Origin of the sequence: Streptomyces sp. R33, assembly GCF_041200175.1 — a bacterium.
Lineage (GTDB): Bacteria > Actinomycetota > Actinomycetes > Streptomycetales > Streptomycetaceae > Streptomyces > Streptomyces katrae_B.
This window is the reverse complement of record NZ_CP165727.1, coordinates 1,132,423-1,153,917: the sequence shown is the minus strand read 5'-3', so window position 1 is coordinate 1,153,917 and position 21,495 is coordinate 1,132,423. Positions and strand designations below refer to the sequence as shown.

The window sequence follows — 21,495 nt, the reverse complement described above, 5'->3', positions numbered from 1 at the left end:
GCGGATGCCGTCCCTTCGCGCGCGTCTGCGGCGAGCCCTACGAGGGGGACGCGGCGGTTCCCCTGGCGAACCGCTCCCACTGCCCCGCGACGATCTCCTGCGGCACCCCGCCGAAGTCCTTGGTGTCGATGACGTCGGACCGGAACGCGAGCGTGACCGACCCGGAACGGACCAGCGTCAGGTACTTGTACAACGAGATGCCCGGGTCCTTCACGTCCTGCGTCACGATGCGGTACGCGCGCGCCTCGTCGCCCAGTGCCGGAGCCGGGACCGGCTCTACCCTGAGCACCTTCGCCTCGGCGAGGGCACGGTCCTCCGTATAGCCGCCGGCGCACCGGCCGCCCGCGTCCGCCAGCGACTTCACGGCGGCGGCCGCGGCGCCGGCGTCCGGGTACGAGCGCAGCAGGATCTCCGTGCCCACCGCCTGGAACTGCCCCGGGACGCCCGCCTTGGCGTACGCCTGCGCCGTGTGGCCCGCCTTGCCGAGACTGGTCAGCGGCTGGCAGGCCGTCGGCTGCGCTTCGTAGAGCTCGCTCATCGGTTCGTCGAGCAGCGGATCCGTGACCTCGTACGGGCCGAACTTCTCGCCCTGCGCGACGACGAGCTCCTTGAGCCGATCGGCTCCCGGCCCCGGCGTACCGCTCGGGCTCGCGACGGCGCTGCCGGTCGGCACACCGGCCGCGGCTTCCCCGGTCCCGGAACCACTGCATCCCGCCGTACCCACCAGCAGTGCGGCGGCGCCGATGACGGCCCCTGCCGCGCGCCGGAACCGCTGCTCGTTCCCCACCCCGTACATGTGCTGCCGTCCCCCGAGCTCGTGTGGAAAGCGCGATTATCGCAGGCCGCGGCGGTGTGCCGGGCGGTCGGGGCCTCCCGGATCAGGTGGGACGATGCCGCCGCGGGCTGCGCGGGCAGCACCATCCGGGGTCCGGTGAGTCTGTACGGCAACACCGGAGGCGTCGTGTTCCCGGCCGGCACGGTATTCGGCCCGCTGCGCTGGGACGCCGACGTCCCGGCTCCGCAGCAGGGCGGTACCACGGTGCAGGGCCCGCGCTCCGGCCAGTGCCGATAGCCGCCGTGAGCCGCTGACCACGGCGGGACGGGGCCGCCCCCGCCCGGGGCGGCCCCGTCCCGTCTCAGATGTCGATGTGCCCCATCAGGCCGTGCTGGTAGTCCAGCTGCGCCTGGCGGATCTCGGCGGCGGTGTTCATGACGAACGGGCCGCTGCGCGCCACGGGCTCGCCGATCGGCTCGCCGGCCAGGACCAGCACCTCGGCCGCATCGCCGGGGGCCTCGACCGTGAAGCGCTCCGCGTCCCGGCCGAGGATCGCGAGGTGACCGTCGGGGAGCGGGGCGTCGGGAGTCGCGGCGGTGCCGGACAGCACGTACAGCATGGCGTTGTGGCCGGCCGGGACGGTGAACTCGGCGCGGCCGCCGGCCCGGAGGCGGGCGTGTACGACGAGCACCGGGGTGTGGGTCTCGAACGGACCGCTCACTCCGTGCGTGGTGCCGGTGATCACGGTGAGCTCGGCGCCGCCGTCCTCGGTGGCGACCGTGGGGATGTCGCCGGGTGCGGAGCCGTACTGGACGCGCGGGGGCGTCGCCTTGAAGCGGGCCGGCAGGTTCACCCAGATCTGCAGCAGGTGCTGCGGGCCGCCGTCGGCGAGCAGTCCGGGGGTGGGGCGGGCGAGGTGGACGAGCCCCGACCCGGCGGTGAGCCACTGCACCTCGCCGGGGTTCATGACGCGCTTGTGCCCCTCGGAGTCGATGTCCTCCATCGCGCCTTCGATGACGTACTGGATGGTCTCGAATCCGCGGTGCGGGTGCGGCGGCGCGCCCTTGGCCTCGCCCGGGCCGAGCACGTGCGGGCCGACCTGGTCGACCATCAGAAAGGGGTCGACCAGGGGCAGTTCCGGCTGCGGGAACGGGCGGCGGACCGGGAAGCCCTCGCCCTCGAAGGTGTGGAAGGGGCGGACGACGCGGGTGGTGGAGCGCACGGCGGCGGTGGTGATGTCCATGTACCGAATGAACGGCACGGCGAATTCCACTGTCAACGCGGACCTGTTTGGTTGTCAGGTCGTGCCGGCGGCTTCAGCCAGACCGTCTCCCGACCCCCTCCTCCCGCCCGCCTTCCTCCGTCGGCCTCAGCGCCTGCGGGCCCGGGCGCGCCGCAGCAGTACACCGGCGGCGGCGCCGGCCAGGGCGATCACCGCCACACCCGCCGTGGTCCACCAGACGGTGCTGTCCTCGTCCTCGCCGGCCGGGGCTGCGGACGGGCCACTCGCGGGCGACGGGCTCTGCGCCTGACCGGGGCTCGGCGCCGCGGACGACACCGGCGGGACCGGGGCGGTGGAGGGCGCGGACGGCGCGGCCGCACTCGGCGTGGCCGCGGACGGCGCCGGGTCGACGACCGGCACGGCGATCTCCTTCTCCCCGTGGCCGAGGGACGGGAACCCCACGTCGACGGTGACCTTCCAGTTGCCGGGCGGCAGCACCTCGGCCGTGGTCCAGCCGGTGCGCGTGCCCGCGTCACGGACCAGCCGCCAAGGGCCCATGGTGCGGGAGCCGTCGGGGCTGGTCGAGTTCACCGTGGCGGCGACCGCCTCCTCGATGGCGTCCCCGTCGTTCTCCCAGGTGATCTCGGTGGTGACATGGCCTTCCCGCTGCCCGGTGACCACGACCTTGACGGTGTCGCCGTGGGCGTGGGCGGTGGTGGGTACGGCCAGGGCTTGGGCGAGGAACAGGAACAGGAAGCCGAGTCCGGTGCGGACCGGGAAGGCGGGGCGTGTACGCATCGTGGGGTGCTCCTGGTGCGGTGGAATGCGATGAGCTGTGGTGCGGGAGATGAGGGGGCCGGTGGGCGGCCGCGCAGGGCGGCCGCCCACCGGCGGGAGGCGGTATCGGATCCGGAAGGTCAGCCGACCTTCTGGACCGTCCACACCTGCGACGCGCGACCGTCCGCGCGCTGGAGGTCGAGCAGCCAGGCGCCGTAGTACGGGCGGTTGCTCACGGTCAGGGCGTAGCCGCCGCTGGAGTCCGTGACGGTCACACCGCCGCCGCGGGACGACAGCTTCCACTGCTGCGCGGCGTTGTTGCCGCACGGCTGCTGCGCGATCCACATGCCGGCGGCCGGGGCGCCGCCCGTCTGCAGGCACTTGCCGGAGACCGCGGACTTGATGCGGACGAGGCCGCCGCCCGCGTCGTCGAAGAGCCACTGCTGCTGGGCGTAGCCGTTGGAGCGGCCTCCGACGAGCACCGTGCCGTCGGCGCTGCGGCCGCCCCACAGCTCGGCGGCCATGCCGGTGCTGCCGTTGCCGAGCGTGTAGCGGGTGCCGGGCGTGGTGGTGCCGCCGCCGGCACCGGTCGTACGGAAGGCCGTGGTCGGGCCGGCTCCGCTGTCACGGCCGGAGGCGTCGCGGACCGAGACCGCGACCTTGTACTCCGTACCGGGCTGGAGGTTGTAGATGCGCAGGGCCTGGGACTGGACCCAGGTCAGGTGCTTGCCGTTCAGCAGGACCTGGTACCAGGCGGCGCCGTCGACCTTCGGCCAGCTCACCACGACGGAGTTCGACTGGATCTGCGCGGCCGTCACCTTGGGGCCGCCCGTGGGCTTCTTGGTCGGCGTCGGGGTGGGCTTCTGCGTGGGGCTCGGGGTGGGCTTGGGGTTCGGGTCGGGGTTCGTGTCACCGCCGCCGTGGGCCTTCATCAGGAACTGGTTGTTCGCGATGTTCCAGTGCGTGGCGAGGTAGCTGCCCGCCTTGGGGCTGGTGTGGAAGTAGTCGTCGTGGTTGCAGTCCAGGATGTTCTCGGCGGCCTGGTTGGTGCACACGTTGCGCATCTGCGGGTAGTACGGGGTGTCCGAGTAGCACATGACGTCCCACTCGTCCGTGCAGTGGGCGCCGCGGCTGGTGTTGGGGGCGCTGTTGTTCACCGCGCCGAGGTTGTGGCCGAGTTCGTGCGCCGCGGTGTGACCGCCCCAGCAGCCGGAGTCCGTACGGCCGTAGGAGGGGCCGAAGTTGCTCTGGTTGTCCTGGCCGGGCCGCTCGTCGCCCGCGAAGGTGCCGATGCCGCAGTAGACCTGGGTGTCCGAGAAGATCATGTACTTGCGGTCGCGGCGGTCGAGGCCCTTGCCGGCGAGCGCGTTGTTGGTCGCGCTGAACTCGGAGAGCGCGGACGCCGGGAGCTCGATGTTGAGCACCGTCGGCGTGCAGTCCGCGGCCGTCACGTAGCGGATGTGACGGATGCCGCCGGTCTCCTGGGCGCTCGTCGAGTAGATGAGGTCGGCGTCGGCCGCCCACTTGCGGAACGAGGCGACGTACTCGGAGTAGCGGTCGCGGTCGGGGCCGTGGACGTACACGACCTGGACGCGGTTGCCGGTGCTGCCGTCACCGTCGCACTGGACGGTCTGGCCGGCGGGACCGGCGGCGACGGCCTGGTTGCTGCCACCGGACGCGGGTGCCGGGGCCTTGGACGCCGGGGTGCTGGCCGAGGCGGCGTCGGCGGCGGGCGCGTCCTGAGGACGCCCGCTGCCTTCTGCGGCAGCCGCTTCGCCGGCCTCGGGCTTTGCCGGGTCGGCGGCCGGGGCCTTCGTCTTCACGACGGGGGCGACGTCGGCCTTGATGTCGACGTCCTTCGGCGGGGCGTCGGGGCCGTGCGTGCAGAGCCCGGCCTCCGTGCGGTAGACGCCGACGCAACGGTCGCCCTTCGGTGCGGCCTTGAGGCCGTCGAAGACCATGCCCTTGGCGGTCTCGTTGGCGGGCTCGCCCACGATGGGCGCCGGCTCCGCGTCGCGGGCCGGTGCGGCGGCCGGTGTGAGGGAGTCCGCGGCCGCGTCGGCCAGTACGGGCGTCCCTGCCTGGGCGTCGTCGCCGAGCCCGGAGTAGGCGATGCCGCCCGCTATCACCGCCGCCGTGGCCATGGCGGCGGTGAGGAGTATCAACCGGCGCGGTTTGCGACGGTGTTCGCGCGGCTTCCTGCGATGTCTGGTCATGCGCACCTCAAATCCTTGGTCGGAGGAGTGGGTGCGCGGAAGCCTGCCAGATGGGCGCGGTGGAGAATTCGGACAAACGGGAATGGGCCCCGAGATATCAGACTGTTACCTGCTGGTTGTATTTGATGAACCGTCAACTCACTTAAAAATTAGGTAAGTTACGCGCGTAGGCTGTTAATGGTCCAGGCCATTTCGGAGATCTCGTTATCGAATCGAGATATGGGGTGAATCCTTGTTGACGGTAATTCAGTCAGGGATTCACCTAATTACTACCTGCCGAATTCCTCTCGTCACGAGCGGTGAGGAATCCACCCCTCCGCCCGAGGAGGATGCCTGCCAGGGTCAGCAGGAGCCCGCAGATCTGTTGCGGGGTGAGCGTCTCCCCGGCGATCGCCGTGCCCAACAGGACGCCCGTGACCGGGTTCAGGAGCCCCAGCAGGCCGACCGTTGCGGTCGGCAGTCGCCGCAGCCCCGCGAACCAGGCTGCGAACGCCAGTGCCGTCGCGACGACCGTGACGTACCCGAATCCGAGCAGCTCCGAACCGTCCAGGGCCGGCGGAGATCCCTCCGCCCTGGCGGCGAACGGCAGGAGCAGGAGCCCGCCGCCCAGCAGCTGCCACGCCGTCGAAGCGAGCACCTCGACCTCGGTGCTCCACCGCTTGGCGAGGACGTAGCCGAACGAGGACATCGTCATGGCGGCCACGGAGGCCGCCACGCCGAGGGCGTCCATCGGCACGGACCCGGTGAGCAGCATCAGCGACACCCCGGCCACGCCCAGGCCGGCGCCGGCCAGTTGGCGCAGCCCCGGCCGTTCGGAGATCAGCGCCCAGGCGAACAGCATCATCACCAGTGGCGCGGTCGCCATGACGGTCGAGGCCGTGCTCGTCGGCAGCCGCTGTGCGGCAATGTAGACCAGGGCGAAGAACCCGCCCATGTTCAGGAAGCCGAGCAGCAGGGACTTCCACCACCAGGATCCGCCGGGCAGCTTCCGGCAGGCGGCCAGGAGCAGCAGCCCGGCGGGCAGCGCCCGGAAGGCCGCCCCGTACAGCGGGTGGTCGGCGGGCAGGAACTCCCGGGTGACGTAGTAGTTCGTGCCCCACGCGATCGGTCCTATCGCCGTGACCAGCGACCACCGGAGATTAGCTTCCATGGAAGATACAATACCTTCCATGGAAGCTATACTGGAGTGGTGAAGCAGGAACCGCAGGAAACGCAAGCGACGGCGGAAGCGCGGGCCGACCACGTCGCCCGCATCCAGGCCGAGTGGGCCCGCGAACGCCCGGACGTGGACGTCACCCCGCAGGGCGTGATCGGGCGGCTGCACCGGCTCGGGCTGCTGCTGACGGACCGCCTCTGCCTCGTCTACCGCCGCTACGGCCTGAGCGAGGGGGAGTTCGACGTACTGGCCGCCCTGCGCCGCGCGGGCGACCCGTACGAGCGGGCGCCCGGCGAACTGGCCGTGCACACCATGGTGACGACCGGCGCCATGACCAAGCGGATCGACCGGCTCGAACGGGACGGCCTCGTCGCACGCCGCCGTTCGGCCGCCGACGGCCGGGGGCGGGTGGTCGCGCTCACCGCGGCGGGACGCGAGCTGATCGACCGGGCGTTCACCGAGCACATGGAGAACGAGCGGAGCCTGCTCGAGGGCCTCACCCCGCAGCAGGCCGCAGAGTTGGAGACGCTCCTCACCGCCTGGCTGGCCCGGATCGAGCCGCCGCCCGCGCCCTGAGACCGGCGTCGTCCCCGTTACCGGCGGCCGACGCCGAGCTTGACCCACTTCGCCGTGCTCGGCACCCCCTTCTTGTCGAGCAGGAACAGCATGTAGTACCCGGGCGGGGCGTCGGCCGCACTCGGCGGTGTCCGCAGCCCGAGCGCGTTGCCGTGTACGCCGGTGATCGGGAGTTCCAGATGGCGCTGGCTGGTGTTCACCGCGTGGGTGACGGTGGTCGGTGCCAGCAGCACGGCCCGGGTGACCCGGGCGGCGGTGGAACTGCGCACCTCGAAGCCCGCGCCGTAGCCCAGCTCGCCCCCGGGCGCCTGGTCGAGCGCGGGCCGGGTGCCCCGGTGCAGGTACGCGGGCTCGTAGAGCTCGATGCTGCCGTCCATCTTGTCCTTGATGTCCGGGTCGTTGGCGATCTGCTGGAGCTCGTCGCCGGTGACCATCATCCGGCCGTCCGGCAGCACGAGGGCGTTGGAGTGGTAGCCGCGGGGCAGCCGCTGCGCCGGTCCGAGCCGCCAACGGCCGTGCGCATCGCGCAGTTCGATCTGCCGGTACGAGAGGTCGGCCTGCGGGTTGAACGGTCCGTGCCCGTAATTGCGGGTGTCCAGGGCGCCGTTGACCGTGAGCAGCGTCCCGTCCGGCAGGATCAGCGTGTCGTCCTGGGTGCGGCCGAAGGCCCGCGGCTCCTCGGTGGTCCACCGCCCGCCGGACAGCCGGTAGGTGTTCGGGTCGTGCGGATCGCCGCCGAGCACCAGTACGGAGTCGGGGCCGCGGAACCCCGCCGGCAGGGGCACCGCCGAGCCGTAGCCGCGGAAGTCGGCGGGCCGCCGGGGCAGATCGGTCCGGGTCTCCTTGACCGGGTCGAACAGCCACTGCTGATCGGCGTCCCGGCCGAGGCCGTAGATCATGCCGTCGCGCAGCGAGAACAGGTGCGGATAGTCGTTGCGGAACGGGGCGTCCGCCCGCAGCCGCTCGGCGGCCAGGTCGACGGGGATGTCGTACGGGCCCCAGGGCACGGGGTGGCGCAGCGCGGGGAAGCGCTCCACGACCGGGGTGGGCGTGCCCGTACCCCGCTCGGACTGGCCGGACATGATGATCTGCCGCCCGTCCGCCCCCGTCACGACCGAGGGGTACCAGCGGCCGACGGACATGTCCTGGTTGCGGAACCACTTCTCGGTCCACGGGTCGAACACGAAGGACAGCTTGGCGCCGCTGCCGCCCTTGCCTCCGGTGTTGCCGCCGAAGACCCCGACCATCCCGTTCGGCAGGAAGGCGTGCCCCGCGCAGAAGAACGGCGCCGGGCGCGGTACGTACGTACCGTCGGGCATCAGGACCGTCGGGGGCTCCACCTTCTTGAAGGCCCGCGCCCCGGTGCCCCGGGACGGGTCCCAGAGGAAGGCGCGGCCCGCGTTCGTCCGGCCGATCCGGTCGGTGGGCCCGGTCTCCTTGGTGGGGTTGACCTCGACGCGTTCGAAGGAGAAGAGCAGCACCTTGCCGGTGGGCAGCAGGGCGGTGTGGACGCCGAAGTCGGGGGAGGGGAAGAACTCCGTGAACCGGCCGAACTGCGCTGCGGGGAAGCCGGCGTTGGTGCGCTTCTGCGAGGACTCGAGGGAGGCCAGGCTCTTGGTGCGCTTCGCCTGTGGGTATTCCTGGGGGCCCTTGGCGTCGTTGCGCCGCTGTGCGTGCGCCCGGGCGTGCTCCTCGCCGAGCACGGCGGCCTCTGCGGGGTCCGCCTCGACCCGCACGGCGCCGTCGTCGGCCCGGTGCTGCCCGGGAGGGGATTCGTGCCCGACTGCCGCGGCGGAGGCGGGCGGTGCGGGCAGGGTGAGGGGTGCGAAAGCGGCGGCCACGGCCACGCATGCGGACAGCACGGCTGAGCGCCGTACGAGCGGACCGGGCATGGGCTCTCCTCCGTCGACGGGATGCCCATCATATGAAAAATGCCGGATTTGACATGGAAGGGGACGGGTGTGGCGGGTGAAGGCGTGTCATGTGGTCCGTTCGGCCGCCCTGTCCGGACTGCTGAATCGTTTCTTCGGTGAACCGGGCCGTCCGACCGGGTGATGCTGCGTACCCGGTCGGGCTCGGCGCCCCTGTGCGGCGGCTATCCATGGCGACGTGATCAAGTCACTTCGCACCACTCGCACCGCAATGACCGCCGCCGCCGTGGCCGGATGCCTCGTCACGCTCGCCCCCTCGGCCGGGGCCGACGCCACGACCACCACCGCACCCCCCGGCCGGGTGGCCGTCGACGTCGCCTCGGTCAACGGCTCGGGCTGCCGCCCCGGCAGCGCCGCCGTCGCCGTGGCCCCCGACAACTCGGCCTTCACCGTCACCTACAGCGAGTACCTGGCCTCGGCCGGCGGGGGCATCGCCGCCACCGAAGGCCGCAAGAACTGCCTCCTCTCCCTCGTCGTGCACGTCCCGCAGGGCTACACGTACGCCGTGTCCCACGTCGACTACCGGGGCTACGGCAAGCTGGAGGAAGGGGCGATCGGCACCCAGAAGGCCAGCTACTACTTCCAGGGCATGAGCCAGACCGCCAACCGGACCCACCAGTTCCATGGCGCGCTCGACGACAACTGGCAGGTGACGGACACCACCGGCATCGAGGCCCTCGTCTTCGCCCCTTGCGGCGAGCAGCGCAACTTCAACATCAACACCGAGCTGCGCGCGGACGTCGGCACCTCCGACAAGACCAAGACCAGCTACATGACCGTCGACTCCACGGACGGCAGCATCAGCACCGTGTACCACTTCTCCTGGAAGCAGTGCCCGGTCCGGCGCTGAGCCGGCCGGTTCGCCGGCGGGCTCCCCGAGCGGCGGTGGCGGCGATCCGTCTCCGCCGCTCACGGGTGTCCCGCCGTCCGGTCGCCCGGCGGCCCGGCCGCCTACGAGGCCTTCCCCGCCGCGTCCCGGTAGCGGCCCGGGGTGGTCCCGAACTCCCTGCTGAAGGCGTGCGAGAAGGCGTACGGAGTGCCGTACCCGACCCGGCGCGCGATCGCGGCCAGCGGGTCCGGGGTGTCGCGGAGCAGGGTGGCTGCGTACGTCAGGCGCCACCACGTCAGGTACGCCATCGGCGGGCGGCCGACCAGCGCGGTGAACCGGCGCGCCAGCGTGGGACGGGAGACGCCCGCCTCGGCCGCCAGTCGGTCGTTGGTCCAGGGCGCGGCCGGATCCGAGTGCAGCGCCCGCAGGGCGCCGGCCGCGACGGGGTCGCCGAGTACGGCCGACCAGGCTCCGCCCGAGCCCTCGGCCATCCAAGAACGGATCATGTAGACGAGCAGCAGGTCCAGCAGGCTGGGCACCGCCATGCAGGACCCGGGCCGCTGCTCGCCGCCCAGCTCGCCGCCCAACAGGGATATCGCCGCGTGCAGTTCGGGGTGCGCGCCGACGCGATTCGGCAGATGCACCACTGTCGGCAGCTCCAGCATGAGCGGGTGGAGGCGGCTGCGGTCGAGCCGGTACTTGCCGCACAGCATCTCCACGGCGCCTGAGGCGGCCGCCGCGGCCCGGCCCGGCAGCGTCCCGTCCGGCCGCAGCTCGAACGGCACGGCCCGCGCCACGGCCGCGGCATCGGCGGGGGAGTCGGCGATCACATGCCCCGTACCGTGCGGCAGCAGCACGGCGTCGCCGGGGCCGAGGGAGACCGGCGGGCCGCCGCCGTCGGGCAGCAGCCAGCAGTTGCCCTCCAGCACCACGTGGAAGCCCGCGCCCTCGTACGGGGCGAAGCGCGTGCACCAGCTCCCGCTCACTCTGACCCGGTTGGAGGAGGGCTGCCCGATCCGTACGGCCGCGATGGCGTCGCTCACCACATCCATGGGACCAGGGTAGCCGTGGACCTCAGGCATGAGACGACCACGTATTCGGATGAGCCGAACGGGCATTGAGGGGCTCAACCATGCTTCCTAGGCTCGACGGTATGAAGAACGAGAGCAGGCAGAGCATCATGCTGGGCGAGGTCGAGATCACCCGGGTCGTCGAATGGGCGGGGCCGTTCGGACCGGCGCGCAACCTCGTGCCGGGGGTCGGGCCCGAGGTGTGGAAGGAGAACGAGGACCGGCTCTCGCCGGACCACTGGGAGACGGACGGCGACCGGGCGGTGCTCGCCCTCCAGACCTGGGTCCTGCGCAGCGGCGGGAAGACCGTTCTGGTCGACACGGGCGTGGGCAACGGCCGGGAGCGGCCCGGTTCGCCGCACTTCCATCACCGGCAGGGCGATTTCCTCGGGGAGCTGGCGCGGGCCGGGGTCCGGCCGCAGGACGTCGACATCGTCGTCAACACTCATGTCCACGGCGACCACGTCGGCTGGAACACCGTGGCTGCGGACGGGGGTTGGATGCCCGCCTTCCCCAACGCCCAGTACCTCATCCCGGCCGCGGACGACCACCACTTCGGGCCCGGCAACGCGTACGGCGGCGGCCTCCGGGAGGACGACCGGCTGATCTACGAGGACAGCATCGCCCCCGTCCACCGCGCCGGACAGGCCGTGCTCTGGGACGGCGCCCACCGCATCGACGAGCACCTCACCCTCGAGTCCGCGCCCGGACACACCCCCGGATCCGCCGTCCTGCGGCTCACCTCCGGGACCGACCGGGCCGTCTTCGTCGGCGACCTGCTGCACAGCCCGGTGCAGATCCTGGAGCCCGCCTGCAACAGCTGCTTCTGCCTGGATGCCGGCCAGGCCGCCGCCAGCCGTCGCCGGATCCTCGAACGCGCCGCCGACGAAGCCGAGTTGCTCGTACCCGCCCACTTCGCCGGTACGGGCGCCGTCGAAGTCCGCCGCCAGGGACAGAAGTTCGCCCTGGGGGAGTGGGCGGGCTACGTCGACGTCGAGTAAGGAGAGGGGCGGACCGTCGAATTCGGGACCGGGCGGGGTCGGGCCGGCGTCACCCGCAGGATCCGCAGGGCCAGCTGGATCTCCAGCGCACCGGCCGGGGTGTTCCAGTCCTCGCCCAGGATCTGCCGGACCCGGTCCAGGCGCTGCACGACGGTGTTGACGTGCACGTGGAGGGCGTCCTTGGTCCGGGCCAGACTGGCCCCGTGGGCGAAGTACGCCTCCAGCGTGCGGACCAGCTCCGTCCCGCGCTGCGTGTCGTACGCGATGACCGGCCCCAGCACCTGCTCGACGTACGCGCCCACGTCCGCCCCGTCGCCCAGGAGCACCCCGAGGAATCCGAGGTCGGGCAGGCCGGCCCCGTCGCCGGTGTGGCCGAGGGCGTGCAGGGCCTCGAGGCAGCGCAGCGCCTCGGCGTACACGCCCGGGAGCCCCTCCGGTCCGGCGGCGGGCCCGGCGGAGCCCGCGGTGACCGGGGTGCCCAGGGCGTGGCCCAGTTCGGCGGCGAGCGAGCGGGCGAGCGGGCCCGGGCCGTCGGTCGGGGCGAGGAGGACGACGCGGCCCTCGTGCAGCCCGGCCAGGCCGTCGCGGGCGCGCGCGTGGCGGGCGGCCTCCGCCGCCAGCCGGGGCCGCAGCGCGGCGTCGCAGTGCAGCACCACGAGGGCGTGCGGGCGGGTGAGGTCGACCCCGAGCTTGCGGGCCCGCAGGGTCTGGCTGTCGGTGTCGCGGACACGGCCGGGCACCGCCGGAGCCAGCAGGTCGCCGAGCAGTTCGCCGCGGACCCGGTCCTCGGCGTGGGCGACGGTCCGGCGCAGCAGGAGCAGGAGAGCCGTCACCAGGCCGGCCCGCTCGAACAGACGCCGTTCGGTGTCGGGCAGGTCGGCGCGTCCGCCGAGGGTGATGCTGCCCAGCAGCTCCGGCCCGGCCAGGACCGCGCAGACCCATACGCCGTCCACCGCGACGGCACGTCCGCCGGAGCGCGACGCGGCCAGGCCGCGGGCCGGCGGGCCGACCGGATCCGGGCCGACCCGTGCGAGCTCGGCGCCGTCGCCGTCGTGCACGACCAGGCTGCCGCCCAGCAGCGCGGCGACCTCCTGGGCGACGTCGGCCACGTCGCCGCCACGCAGGACGAGGCGGGTGAGGCGGTCGTGCGTCTCGGCGGCGAGCCGCATCGCCTCGCTCTGGGCGCGGGCGGTCTCGGTGGCGACCCCGAGTTCGACGAGGGCGGCGCGGGTCTCTTCGAGCAGCCGGGCGCTGTCGATGGCGACGGCGGCGTGGTCGGCGAGGGAGGAGAGGAGTGCGACCGCGTCGGGGGTGAAGTCGCGGACCGCCCGGTCGGCGGCGTACAGCACCCCGATCACACGGGTGCCGACGCGCAGCGGGACACCGAGGATGCCGCGCAGGCCCTCCTCACGGACCCCGTTGTCGATGGTGTCCGTGTGCCGGAAGCGGTCGTCGGTGCGGTAGTCGACGCTGGCGTACGGGCGGGCGGTCTGGGCGACCAGCCCCCCGAGCCCCTCGCCCATCCCGAGCCGCAGCTGCTGGAAGGCCGCCGACACCGAGCCGTCGGTGACGCGCATGAACGTGTCCCCGACGACCGGGTCGTTGAGGGTCATGTACGCGATGTCGGTGCCCAGCAGCATGCGGGCCCGGTGGACGATGGCCCGGAGCACCGCGTCCAGATCGCGCAGGGCGGCGAGGTCGCCGGCGGTGTCGAACAGGGCGGTGAGCTCGGCCTCGCGCCGCCGGTGCTGGTCGAGCGTACGCCGGATGTCCAGCGCCACCCGGGTGGCCTCGTCCAGGATGGCCTGCTCGGCGGGACCCGCCCCGGCCGTGCGGGCGTCCGCCGCGGGGCGGTCGAACTGCTCGACCGGTGCGCCGCGGCGCAGCAGACCGAGCAGTTCGAGCAGGGCGGATTCGGATCCGGAGGTCATGGGGGCATTCTTCCGTGGCCGGCCGGACCGTATCAGGCGGGGTCGACGGCGGTCGGAAGCGGAGCCGTCCGCCCGCCGGCGGCAGCCGCGGGCCCGGTGCCTGCCTGCGTCAGATCACGGCCGCGGGTCTCCCGGGCGAAGGCGACGGTGAGGGTGGTCACGACGGCTGCCGCACAGAGATAGAGGGAGACGGGAACGGAGGAGCCGTAGTCCTTGAGGAGCTCGACGGCGATGAGCGGGGCCAGCGCTCCGGCCACGATGGAGGCGAGCTGTGAGCCCATGGAGGCACCGGAGTAGCGGACGTCGGTGTCGAACATCTCCGAGATGAAGGCGGCTTGGGGCCCGTACATGGCACCGTGCAGGAGCAGCCCGGCGGTGACGGCCACGGTGATGACGGCGAAGGACTTCGAGTCGACCAGCGCGAAGAACGCGAACGCCCACAAGGCCATGCCGGCCGACCCGATCAGGGTCACGGGACGCCGGCCGATCCGGTCGGACAAGGCACCCCAGGCCGGGATGGTGACGAAGTGGACGGCCGAGCCGATGAGGACGGCGTTCAGCGCGGTGCTCTTGGCCAGCCCCAAGTGCACGGTGACGTACACGAGCAGAAATGAGGTCAGCACGTAGTACGAAATGTTCTCGCCGAAGCGGGTGCCGATGGCGGTCAGCACCTGGCGCGCGCTCTTGCGGAACACCTGGACGACGGGAGCCTCGTCCTTGCGCCCCTGCCGGGCGGCCTGCGCGGCGAGGAACACCGGGGACTCGGAGACGGACAACCGGATCCACAACCCGACCATCACCAGGACCCCGGAGAGCAGGAACGGGACGCGCCAGCCCCACGCCAGGAACGCGGCATCGGACTGCACACCGGCGAGCAGCGCGAGCACCCCGGTGGCCAGCAGGTTCCCGCCCGGAGCGCCGGACTGCGGCCAGGACGCCCAGAACCCGCGGTGCTCGGCCCCGCCGTGCTCGGACACGATCAGCACCGCCCCGCCCCACTCCCCGCCGAGGGCGAAGCCCTGCACCAGCCGCAGCACGGTGAGCAGTACGGGGGCCCCGGCGCCGATGCTCGCGTACGTGGGCAGCAGCCCCATCGCGAAGGTGGCCCCGCCCATCATGAGCAGGCTCAGCACGAGCAGCTTCTTGCGCCCGACCTTGTCCCCGAAGTGCCCGAACACCACCCCGCCGAGCGGCCGGGCCAGGAAACCGATGGCGTAGGTGATGAAGGCGATCAGGGTCCCGGTCAGCGGATCGCTGGTGGGAAAGAACAGCTTGTTGAACACCAGCGCGGCGGCGGTGCCGTACAGAAAGAAGTCGTACCACTCGATGGTGGTCCCGATGAGGCTCGCGGCGACGATGCGCTTGATGGAGCCGGGGCTTGGGGACGGTACGGCAGAGGCGGCCATGAGTACCACTTCCGGACGGGGGGAGGGGTCGTTTCCGTGTCGCCACACCATAGAAACGCCCAGGTCAGGTGCACATGTAGCGTGTCACCATAGTTCGGGGGCGGAGAGTGTGGGCGCCGCCCATGACGAGGCTCGGGTGCGCGATCCGGGGTTCGGGTGGGTGTCCGTATAGGCGAACGGCCACCGGCTGATCTCCGGTTGCGGGCGACCGGCTCGTCGCGGCATGTAACTGTTCATCTCGCTCATTTGGACGAACGTGCCGTTGCTTTTACAGGGCTCTGCTTACGCAAAACATCCATGCCCACCGCATCTGTTGCTAGATTCATGGCCCCTGGCCAAGCCTTACTGAAAGCTGCGCGCCCTATGAGCGTACGCGACAAGTTGCACCAAGATTTTCTATGTTCGGTCGGCGCGCCTCCATGTACAACGGAGTCACGGGCATCTGAGGAATTCCTTTGCGAGTGAACTGGATGCGGTCCACCTTGGCAGGAGTGGCCATTCTGGACTTGCTCCTGTCAGTCGGTTGCGGTCCAGCCGACAGCCGGCCCTCCCCTTCTTCAACTCCTGCTGCTGCCGGTGACAGAAGCGGAATCGCGGCCAGTATCCCTGTGGCTACCAGTAGCCCGCCGAGCGCGACGGACCCAGCAACTGCGGAAGTCGCCGTCGAGAATCGGTATGGCGAACCGCTCAGCTCCGACGGACTGCGGCTGGTACGCCAGATCCACGCGTTCGCCGTGGCTGGGAACGTTGAGGCGCTGCTCGGCGCCTGTCAGCCGTGCCGCGAAGACCACGCCGCCGCGGCGAAGCAGCGTGCCCTGCTGTCCGAACCGGGTGCCACGGAAGAACTGGCGCGGGTCCTGCTCACGCACGCCGAGCCCACTGACGGCCTCACGTACCCCGGATTCACCATGGGTGGCACCACGGACCTGGACCTTGCCGACGCGGCGCTGCTGGGCGCGGTGGTCGATGAGAAGGCCAGCCCTCCGGCCGTAAGGTACGACGGGATGCGTGCGTCCTTCGAATACGACGACCCGGCCATGGGAACCGGTCTGGCGTGGGAAGGGGTGTACGCCAGGTCATGACGACGACCCCTCCCGGCTCCGCGAGTGAGTCGAGCGGCCCGCGGGTGCGCCGGGCCCTCGGTCGGCACGCGGCGTTCATTTCCTACAGCACACGGGATACACCTGTTGCGAAGCTCCTCCAGAGCTCGCTACATGGCTTCGGTCGACCGAGGTGGTTTCGGTTACGGCCCGTCGTGCGGACTTTCCGTGACGTGGAGAGCCTTCCAGCCACCTCCGCACTGTGGAGCAGTATCCGTACCGCTTTGCAGGCCTCTGACTACCTGATTGTCCTGGCCTCCCCGGAGTCCGCGGCCGCGCCGTGGGTCGACCTCGAAGTGCGGGAGTGGCTGGAATCCGGCCGGGAGCCCGCCCGTATCCTGCTCTGCCTGCTGCGTGGCTCACTCGAGTGGGACGGCCGATCGGGCGACTTCACACCGGAGTCGGTGGTGGTGCCCGCGCTGCGCGGGGTGTTCACGGAGGAGCCGCGATGGGTCGACTTGACCTGGGTCGGGCAGCCGCTTCCCGACCCGCGCGACTTTCGGCTGCTCGACGCGGTCGCCAGTCTGTCGGCGGCCATTCTCGGCCGCCCGAAGGACGATCTCATCGGCGATGATGTACGCAATAGACGGCGAGCGCTCATTACCCTCATCGCTACCGCGCTGGCTCTCGCAATGCTCGCGGTGACGGCCGGCTTCGCCGCGGTCTTCGCAGTGCGACAGCGAGACGAGGCCCGTACCCAAGCCGGACTGGCACTGTCACGTCAGCTCGCCGCCGACAGCCAATTGGCAGCGGACAGTTCCCTTGATCTGGCAGCCCTGCTCGCTGTCTGCGCTCGCTCGGCATCACCTACCGGACAGGCCGACGCGGCGCTCCTGGCGGCCGTCGAACGCGAGCCGCGATTGCGCAGGGTCATCCTCGCGCGGCACCGGCAGCTGGGCGACTCCCTGCTCGCCTACGACCCTGCAACCCGGCGTGTCGCGATGGAGGTACCGGGCGGCGTCCGGCTGGTCGACCCGGAAGGTGACAGGGCACCGTTGTTCCTCAAGGGCGAGGACAGGGATGGCGGCACGGCCAAGGAGCAAAAGATCAGGTTCTCGGCTGATGGCAAAGCCGTCGTCGTCACTGACGACAAGGGCCGTATCACGCTCTGGAATGTCAGCAGCGGTCAGCCACGTGCCGCTGCGAGGACGAAGCTGCGGCTCCTCGACAGCCGCTTCGCGCCCGCTGCCGAACTCAGCCCCGACGGGAAGACCCTGGTCGTCGCCGAAACCGGCAACCAGAGCGTGGTACACCTGCTGAGTGTCCCGTCCCTTCGCCCGGTCGAGGAACGACCGGTGCTGGTCAGGACTTCCGATCCGTCGATTGGGAACGTGCACTTCGATCCCGCCGGCCGGTACCTCGTCGTGGTCGGCGATCCTGTCCAGGTGTATGCCACCAGCGACTGGCATGTCGCGGGACGCGTGAACGTCAGCTCCGCAGTGGACGCCGTGTTCGACCACGATGCGGGCCGACTCGCAGTCGTTGACAACTTCAAAGTCACAGTTGTGGACACCCGCTCGTGGACGCCCACTGCTGTGTCCACCTCCGGCGCGCTGAACCTCTACACCGCTGCCTGGACCGCCGACTCCAAGATGCTCTTGACCGCAGGAGACGGCGGACTTCAGGTGGTCGACCCCGCGACCGGACACGATGTGCAGAAGCCGCTGACCCTGCATCCCGGACGCAGCCGGGCCGACTCGACGAGCTACGTCCACGTCTTCCCGGACTTGCTGACGGTCAGCATTGGCAATGACGGCGTCGTGCTGTGGGATCTGTCCGGGGTGGACCCCCTCGCCACGGTGTACCCCTTGCCGTCGGTGTCCGAGGTGAGCCTCGCCTCGACAGCGCGGGTCATCGTCAATGGCCCGCAGGGCCTGCGCCACCTGTCCGCCGGATCCATGGTGGTGCGGGACACCTACGGCAGCCCCACCGGCCTGACGGTGGACCGGGTTGCGGTAAGCGCCGACGGCCGAGTTGCGGCAGCCGCAGACGAACGCGGTGTGTGGACCGTGGACCTGACAACCGGCACCAAGTCCCGGTCACTGCGGCCTCGCAACTTTGCACCACTCTCACTGGCTCTCAGCCATGACGGAACCGTGCTGGCTGGAGGGGAAAGCGGCCAGGTGACCTTGTGGGACACCGTCAACTCGCAGCGGCTGCGCCCGCTCAGCCTCAGGGGGAGCCCGGTCGGCGATTCGGCGACCCACGTCGTCTTCCTGTCACTCGACGAGCTACTCGTCGGCGGGGACCACGGCGCGGCGATCTGGAACGTTGTCTCGGGCAAGCGCCGTGACCTCCCGGTCAAGGGTCAGGTGACCGGGATTGGCGTCGCGCTGGGCGGCGACCTCGCGGCTGTCGCGGTCGGCGACCAGGTCCACCGCCTGCGCCCCTCGTCTGGGCGCATTGTCGGAGCGCCCTTGTCATCGCCCGAGCCGGTCGGTGACCTCGCGGTATCGGCGGACGGCGGACTTGTCGTCGGAGTGACCGGCCAGAAACTGCGGTCCTGGGATGCGTCCTCAGGCTGGATGCTCGGGGTGCTGCCGACTGCCGGGTACACAAGGCCCGCGAAGGACCGACCCTTTTTTGCGCCGAAAATCGAGTTCAGCCCGGACCGGCCGCTGCTCGTCTCGGCGATGGGCGACGCTCTCGTCACCTGGGACATGGATCGGAACCGGTGGATGCGGCAATCCCGCGCCCTGGCCGGACGCAGCCTCACTCGCAGTGAACGGGACGCCTACGTCGGAACCGTGAAGACGGCGGCAGCCTGCGAAGATCCCTGACATGAGCGGGCCGGAATCCCGGCGGAACCACCACGTCGCGGGCGAAAGGCGTCGAGGTTACAGATCAGACGACACGGCCCAAGACCCAAGCCACGAACACCGCACAGGAACGGAGCTGGTGGTTCGTGAGTTGATGTCCATTTTCGGGTGAGGCTCGTCAGGTGTTCGAGGTGGGTCTCGGCTTCCCGCAGCCGGGCCTGCAGTTCGGCGATCTGGGGGCGGAGGTCGTCGGCCAGGACCCAGGCGGCGTCTTCCTGGATGCCGAGCGCGTCGATCAGGGGCTGAATGTACACGCGGTCACCGCCTGAGGGTCGCGCCAGGTGGGAGTGTTCACGTCGGTGGGCCGGCGGGCCATGACCTGGATCATCGCCCAGTAGACGCGGGACGCGGAGGAGGCCGGGCGGTGCTCGTAGTCGCGGACCGGGCGCCGGTGCAGTATCAGGATCCCGTAGGTCTGGTCGACTCTCCACCGCTTGGGCTGCGGCACGAACCCCTTGTCCTGCGGGTTGCGTTCGACGGTCTCGACGTCGATGCCCAAGAGGGTGCCGTCGGCGGGGACCTGGTTCTTGAACCCCTGGTCGAGCAGGGCGATGCCTGCGGCGTTGTCGTGCGTGCTCGCTTCCAGGACGGTGACGGCGATGACCAGGCCCAGCACGTCCACGGCCTGCTTCCGCTCACTCGCCCCGCCACCCCAACAGACCACCCGCCGCGGACCACCGGATTCCACACACGCTCACACCATCAGGCAGACGACAGAAACACTCAAATACTCACGAACCGCCCTCTGATAAGCGATGTTGTATGTAATCTAGAGCGATTGGTGGCTTCGGATGGCTGCTGGAAGGGACGGGAATGGTACGGGCACCGAAGAGCGTAGACGTCAAGTTGAACCTGCATTTCCTCGAAATCTCAGGTACTTGGGAGCCGAACGCTGCGGAGCGGCGGGCGGCCTGGGAACTCTATGTGGAGCTGGTCACGCGGGTTGCGGTAGTGCCGCTGCCAGCCGAGGAGGGGCTGTTGCGGGAGGCGCTTAGTAGCCTGTATTCCCTGTTCTCCACCACCCGCGCTGTACTGCGGCAGCATGGCCCGGAGGTCGCGGAGCCCAAACGCGACGGCCAGTACAACTTTGGTTACTTGGCGGTTGCGATGTTGAACTTCGGCGTCCGCCCCCTGCTCGCCCGTTGGCACCCCGCACTTGAGAACTGGGAAGAACAGCGGCCTAGCGATCGCTCTCGACGCGACCACGAACAAGCTTGGCCGGAGGCCGACGAACTCCGCGGAGCCCTAAATGACACGCGACGCCTCCTGACGTCCTACGCTGACCTGCTCGCAAGTGCCTGTGGCGTTCCCCATCTGCTTGAAGCGGTACCCACGACGGACTGAAATGAACACTCAGATACTCGAAGCTCCCAAGCTACTTCGATGGCGACGCCGCTGGACCAGCTCAGGGAGCGCAAACCGATTGGTACGGCTGGCCAGTCATAACGGACCCCCACTCCTGAGGCGTGAGATCTCGAGCTGCTTTCGCACACAGACGTCGAACCCACGACTTGGGGTCGACGTCCCACAGCACGACGCTATTTTTGGATCCGGTCGTTGCCAACAGACGGCCGTCGGCGCTGAAGACCGGGCCACGAAGAAAGGCCGTGGCCGAGTCCTGAGGGAGCGACAAAGTCGCCATTCGCTCGCTTTGAGCGATTAACCAGAGGCTGACGCCTCCGCCATCCGACGCGAGCATGCGGCCATCCGGGCTGAAGGCGACAGCTGTACCGGGCGAGGTATGCACAGTGAAGGTAGTGCGCCTCGCGTTCTCGGTGAGATCCCAGAGGACGATGCCGAAGTCCCCGCCGATGGCGGTGTTTGCGCTCTCCACGGCGCTCCAGGCCAGGATGTCCCCTTTGGGGCTGAAGCTCAGCCGGTAGACAGGGCCGCTGCTTGCACTCGAGAATGTGCCGGCCTGAGTTCTGGTCGCGACGTTCCAGAGGATGATCTTCTGGTATCCGTAACCTCCCACAGCCAGGACGCGACTATCTGGGCTGAACGCGAGGCCATGAACCTCATAATGGACGTACTCCTTAGGGACGAGCGTGGCACGCCGGGTGCGCTGGGCTACATCCCACAAGATCACAGCACGGTTGGCTGCAGTGGCTAGAGTGCGGCCATCCGGGCTGAAGACAGCCCCCGTGCTCATGGGATCAGAGAGTGAAGCACCAGGCAGGGTCGCCAGTTTGGCGCCACGATGGACATCCCAGAGGAAAACGTTTGTGCCCGCGATGGTGGCGAGCGTGTTGCCGTCAGGGCTGAAGGCAGGATGCCCTCCGGAGCCTGGCAGATCGATCAGTCGAGCTCGCCGGGGAATGTCCCAAAGAAGGACCCCTCTATGGGTGGGGATTGCCAGAATTTTACCGTCCGGACTGAATGCGGGACTGCCGCTATATGTATTTCCTGCGCCGGATGCTGTTGCTACAATTAGTGGGCTCTGCGAAGTTACGTACCACACGATGATTCTTCCGTCATTTCCCGAAGAAATCAACCTCCGCCCGTCAGGACTGAACGCGATATCGAGAACCGCACTGGTGTGGCCACCAGTCAGGCTGTCGAATTGGGCCCGCTTGGCGACATCGTAAAGGCTGATTCCGGCGCTATTGTCGCCCGCGGCCAGGATTTGCCCATCGCGACTGAACGCAACGGCGTTGACATCGCCCTGACGTTCCCAGGTGGCCAG

18 protein-coding genes and 2 pseudogenes are annotated in these 21,495 nt (G+C 70.2%); 8 read left to right on the top strand and 12 right to left on the bottom strand.

Annotated elements, in window-relative coordinates; genetic code table 11:
- Nucleotides 1-37: 37 nt before the first annotated feature.
- Entirely contained in the window at nucleotides 38-796 is a 759-nt protein-coding gene (locus AB5J51_RS05785; RefSeq protein ID WP_369777041.1) for a hypothetical protein, read from the bottom strand.
- Between the two features lie 135 nt (nucleotides 797-931).
- Here AB5J51_RS05785 and AB5J51_RS05780 point away from each other — a divergent pair, with 135 nt between their 5' ends.
- Complete coding sequence (locus tag AB5J51_RS05780; protein ID WP_369777040.1) at nucleotides 932-1,072, top strand: hypothetical protein; 141 nt, start codon at nucleotides 932-934, stop codon at nucleotides 1,070-1,072.
- A gap of 64 nt (nucleotides 1,073-1,136) precedes the next feature.
- Here AB5J51_RS05780 and AB5J51_RS05775 read toward each other — a convergent pair whose 3' ends face one another.
- The 4 genes from AB5J51_RS05775 to AB5J51_RS05760 form a co-directional block, all read right to left on the bottom strand.
- Complete coding sequence (locus tag AB5J51_RS05775) at nucleotides 1,137-2,036, bottom strand: pirin family protein (protein ID WP_369777039.1); 900 nt, start codon at nucleotides 2,034-2,036, stop codon at nucleotides 1,137-1,139.
- 108 nt (nucleotides 2,037-2,144) lie between these two features.
- Nucleotides 2,145-2,795 (bottom strand): hypothetical protein, encoded by a 651-nt coding sequence (locus AB5J51_RS05770; protein ID WP_053788083.1) that lies wholly within the window; start codon nucleotides 2,793-2,795, stop codon nucleotides 2,145-2,147.
- A 119-nt stretch (nucleotides 2,796-2,914) separates the two neighbouring features.
- Entirely contained in the window at nucleotides 2,915-4,990 is a 2,076-nt protein-coding gene (locus AB5J51_RS05765; RefSeq protein WP_369777038.1) for an RICIN domain-containing protein, read from the bottom strand.
- Between the two features lie 262 nt (nucleotides 4,991-5,252).
- Nucleotides 5,253-6,140, bottom strand: a complete 888-nt coding sequence (locus AB5J51_RS05760; protein WP_369777037.1) for an EamA family transporter — start codon at nucleotides 6,138-6,140, stop codon at nucleotides 5,253-5,255.
- A gap of 39 nt (nucleotides 6,141-6,179) precedes the next feature.
- Here AB5J51_RS05760 and AB5J51_RS05755 point away from each other — a divergent pair, with 39 nt between their 5' ends.
- Nucleotides 6,180-6,722: a MarR family winged helix-turn-helix transcriptional regulator gene (locus tag AB5J51_RS05755; protein ID WP_053788132.1), complete on the top strand. Its 543-nt coding sequence runs from the start codon at nucleotides 6,180-6,182 to the stop codon at nucleotides 6,720-6,722.
- 17 nt (nucleotides 6,723-6,739) lie between these two features.
- Here AB5J51_RS05755 and AB5J51_RS05750 read toward each other — a convergent pair whose 3' ends face one another.
- Nucleotides 6,740-8,614 (bottom strand): glyoxal oxidase, encoded by a 1,875-nt coding sequence (locus AB5J51_RS05750; RefSeq protein ID WP_136223859.1) that lies wholly within the window; start codon nucleotides 8,612-8,614, stop codon nucleotides 6,740-6,742.
- A gap of 250 nt (nucleotides 8,615-8,864) precedes the next feature.
- Between AB5J51_RS05750 and AB5J51_RS05745 the strand changes: the two genes are divergently transcribed.
- Nucleotides 8,865-9,503: a DUF4360 domain-containing protein gene (locus AB5J51_RS05745; RefSeq protein WP_107093566.1), complete on the top strand. Its 639-nt coding sequence runs from the start codon at nucleotides 8,865-8,867 to the stop codon at nucleotides 9,501-9,503.
- Nucleotides 9,504-9,604: 101 nt separating this feature from the next.
- Here AB5J51_RS05745 and AB5J51_RS05740 read toward each other — a convergent pair whose 3' ends face one another.
- A complete protein-coding gene (locus AB5J51_RS05740; RefSeq protein WP_369777036.1) occupies nucleotides 9,605-10,534 on the bottom strand; it encodes an AraC family transcriptional regulator in 930 nt (309 codons plus the stop codon).
- Between the two features lie 101 nt (nucleotides 10,535-10,635).
- On the opposite strand from AB5J51_RS05740, the gene AB5J51_RS05735 reads away from it, so the two are divergent.
- Nucleotides 10,636-11,553: an MBL fold metallo-hydrolase gene (locus tag AB5J51_RS05735; RefSeq protein ID WP_053788088.1), complete on the top strand. Its 918-nt coding sequence runs from the start codon at nucleotides 10,636-10,638 to the stop codon at nucleotides 11,551-11,553.
- Here the strand turns inward: AB5J51_RS05735 and AB5J51_RS05730 are convergent.
- Both AB5J51_RS05730 and AB5J51_RS05725 read right to left on the bottom strand, forming a co-directional pair.
- The gene (locus AB5J51_RS05730; RefSeq protein ID WP_369777035.1) at nucleotides 11,535-13,484 is read right to left on the bottom strand and encodes a helix-turn-helix domain-containing protein; all 1,950 of its coding nucleotides are present in this window, start codon (nucleotides 13,482-13,484) and stop codon (nucleotides 11,535-11,537) included. The genes AB5J51_RS05735 and AB5J51_RS05730 overlap by 19 nt on opposite strands.
- 32 nt (nucleotides 13,485-13,516) lie before the next feature.
- On the bottom strand, nucleotides 13,517-14,890 hold the full coding sequence (locus tag AB5J51_RS05725; RefSeq protein ID WP_369777034.1) for an MFS transporter: 1,374 nt from the start codon (nucleotides 14,888-14,890) through the stop codon (nucleotides 13,517-13,519).
- A gap of 734 nt (nucleotides 14,891-15,624) precedes the next feature.
- Here AB5J51_RS05725 and AB5J51_RS05720 point away from each other — a divergent pair.
- The 3 genes from AB5J51_RS05720 (at nucleotide 15,625) to AB5J51_RS05710 (ending at nucleotide 19,078) form a co-directional block, all read left to right on the top strand.
- Nucleotides 15,625-15,972, top strand: coding sequence for a hypothetical protein (locus AB5J51_RS05720; protein ID WP_369777033.1), 348 nt, complete (start codon nucleotides 15,625-15,627; stop codon nucleotides 15,970-15,972).
- Nucleotides 15,969-18,770 (top strand): toll/interleukin-1 receptor domain-containing protein, encoded by a 2,802-nt coding sequence (locus AB5J51_RS05715; RefSeq protein ID WP_369777032.1) that lies wholly within the window; start codon nucleotides 15,969-15,971, stop codon nucleotides 18,768-18,770. The genes AB5J51_RS05720 and AB5J51_RS05715 overlap by 4 nt, the downstream gene beginning before the upstream one ends.
- 161 nt (nucleotides 18,771-18,931) lie before the next feature.
- Nucleotides 18,932-19,078, top strand: coding sequence for a hypothetical protein (locus AB5J51_RS05710; protein ID WP_369777031.1), 147 nt, complete (start codon nucleotides 18,932-18,934; stop codon nucleotides 19,076-19,078).
- Here the strand turns inward: AB5J51_RS05710 and AB5J51_RS05705 are convergent.
- Nucleotides 19,045-19,446, bottom strand: a pseudogene (locus AB5J51_RS05705) (IS5/IS1182 family transposase); the annotation flags it as partial. The gene AB5J51_RS05710 and the pseudogene AB5J51_RS05705 overlap by 34 nt on opposite strands.
- A 209-nt stretch (nucleotides 19,447-19,655) precedes the next feature.
- Between AB5J51_RS05705 and AB5J51_RS05700 the strand changes: the two are divergent.
- On the top strand, nucleotides 19,656-20,153 hold the full coding sequence (locus AB5J51_RS05700) for a hypothetical protein (protein WP_369777030.1): 498 nt from the start codon (nucleotides 19,656-19,658) through the stop codon (nucleotides 20,151-20,153).
- A gap of 61 nt (nucleotides 20,154-20,214) precedes the next feature.
- On the opposite strand, the gene AB5J51_RS05695 is transcribed toward AB5J51_RS05700, so the two are convergent.
- Together AB5J51_RS05695 and AB5J51_RS05690 are read right to left on the bottom strand one after the other, a co-directional pair.
- A complete protein-coding gene (locus tag AB5J51_RS05695; protein ID WP_369777029.1) occupies nucleotides 20,215-20,961 on the bottom strand; it encodes a WD40 repeat domain-containing protein in 747 nt (248 codons plus the stop codon).
- A 315-nt stretch (nucleotides 20,962-21,276) separates the two neighbouring features.
- A pseudogene (locus tag AB5J51_RS05690) lies at nucleotides 21,277-21,495 on the bottom strand (WD40 repeat domain-containing protein); the annotation flags it as partial.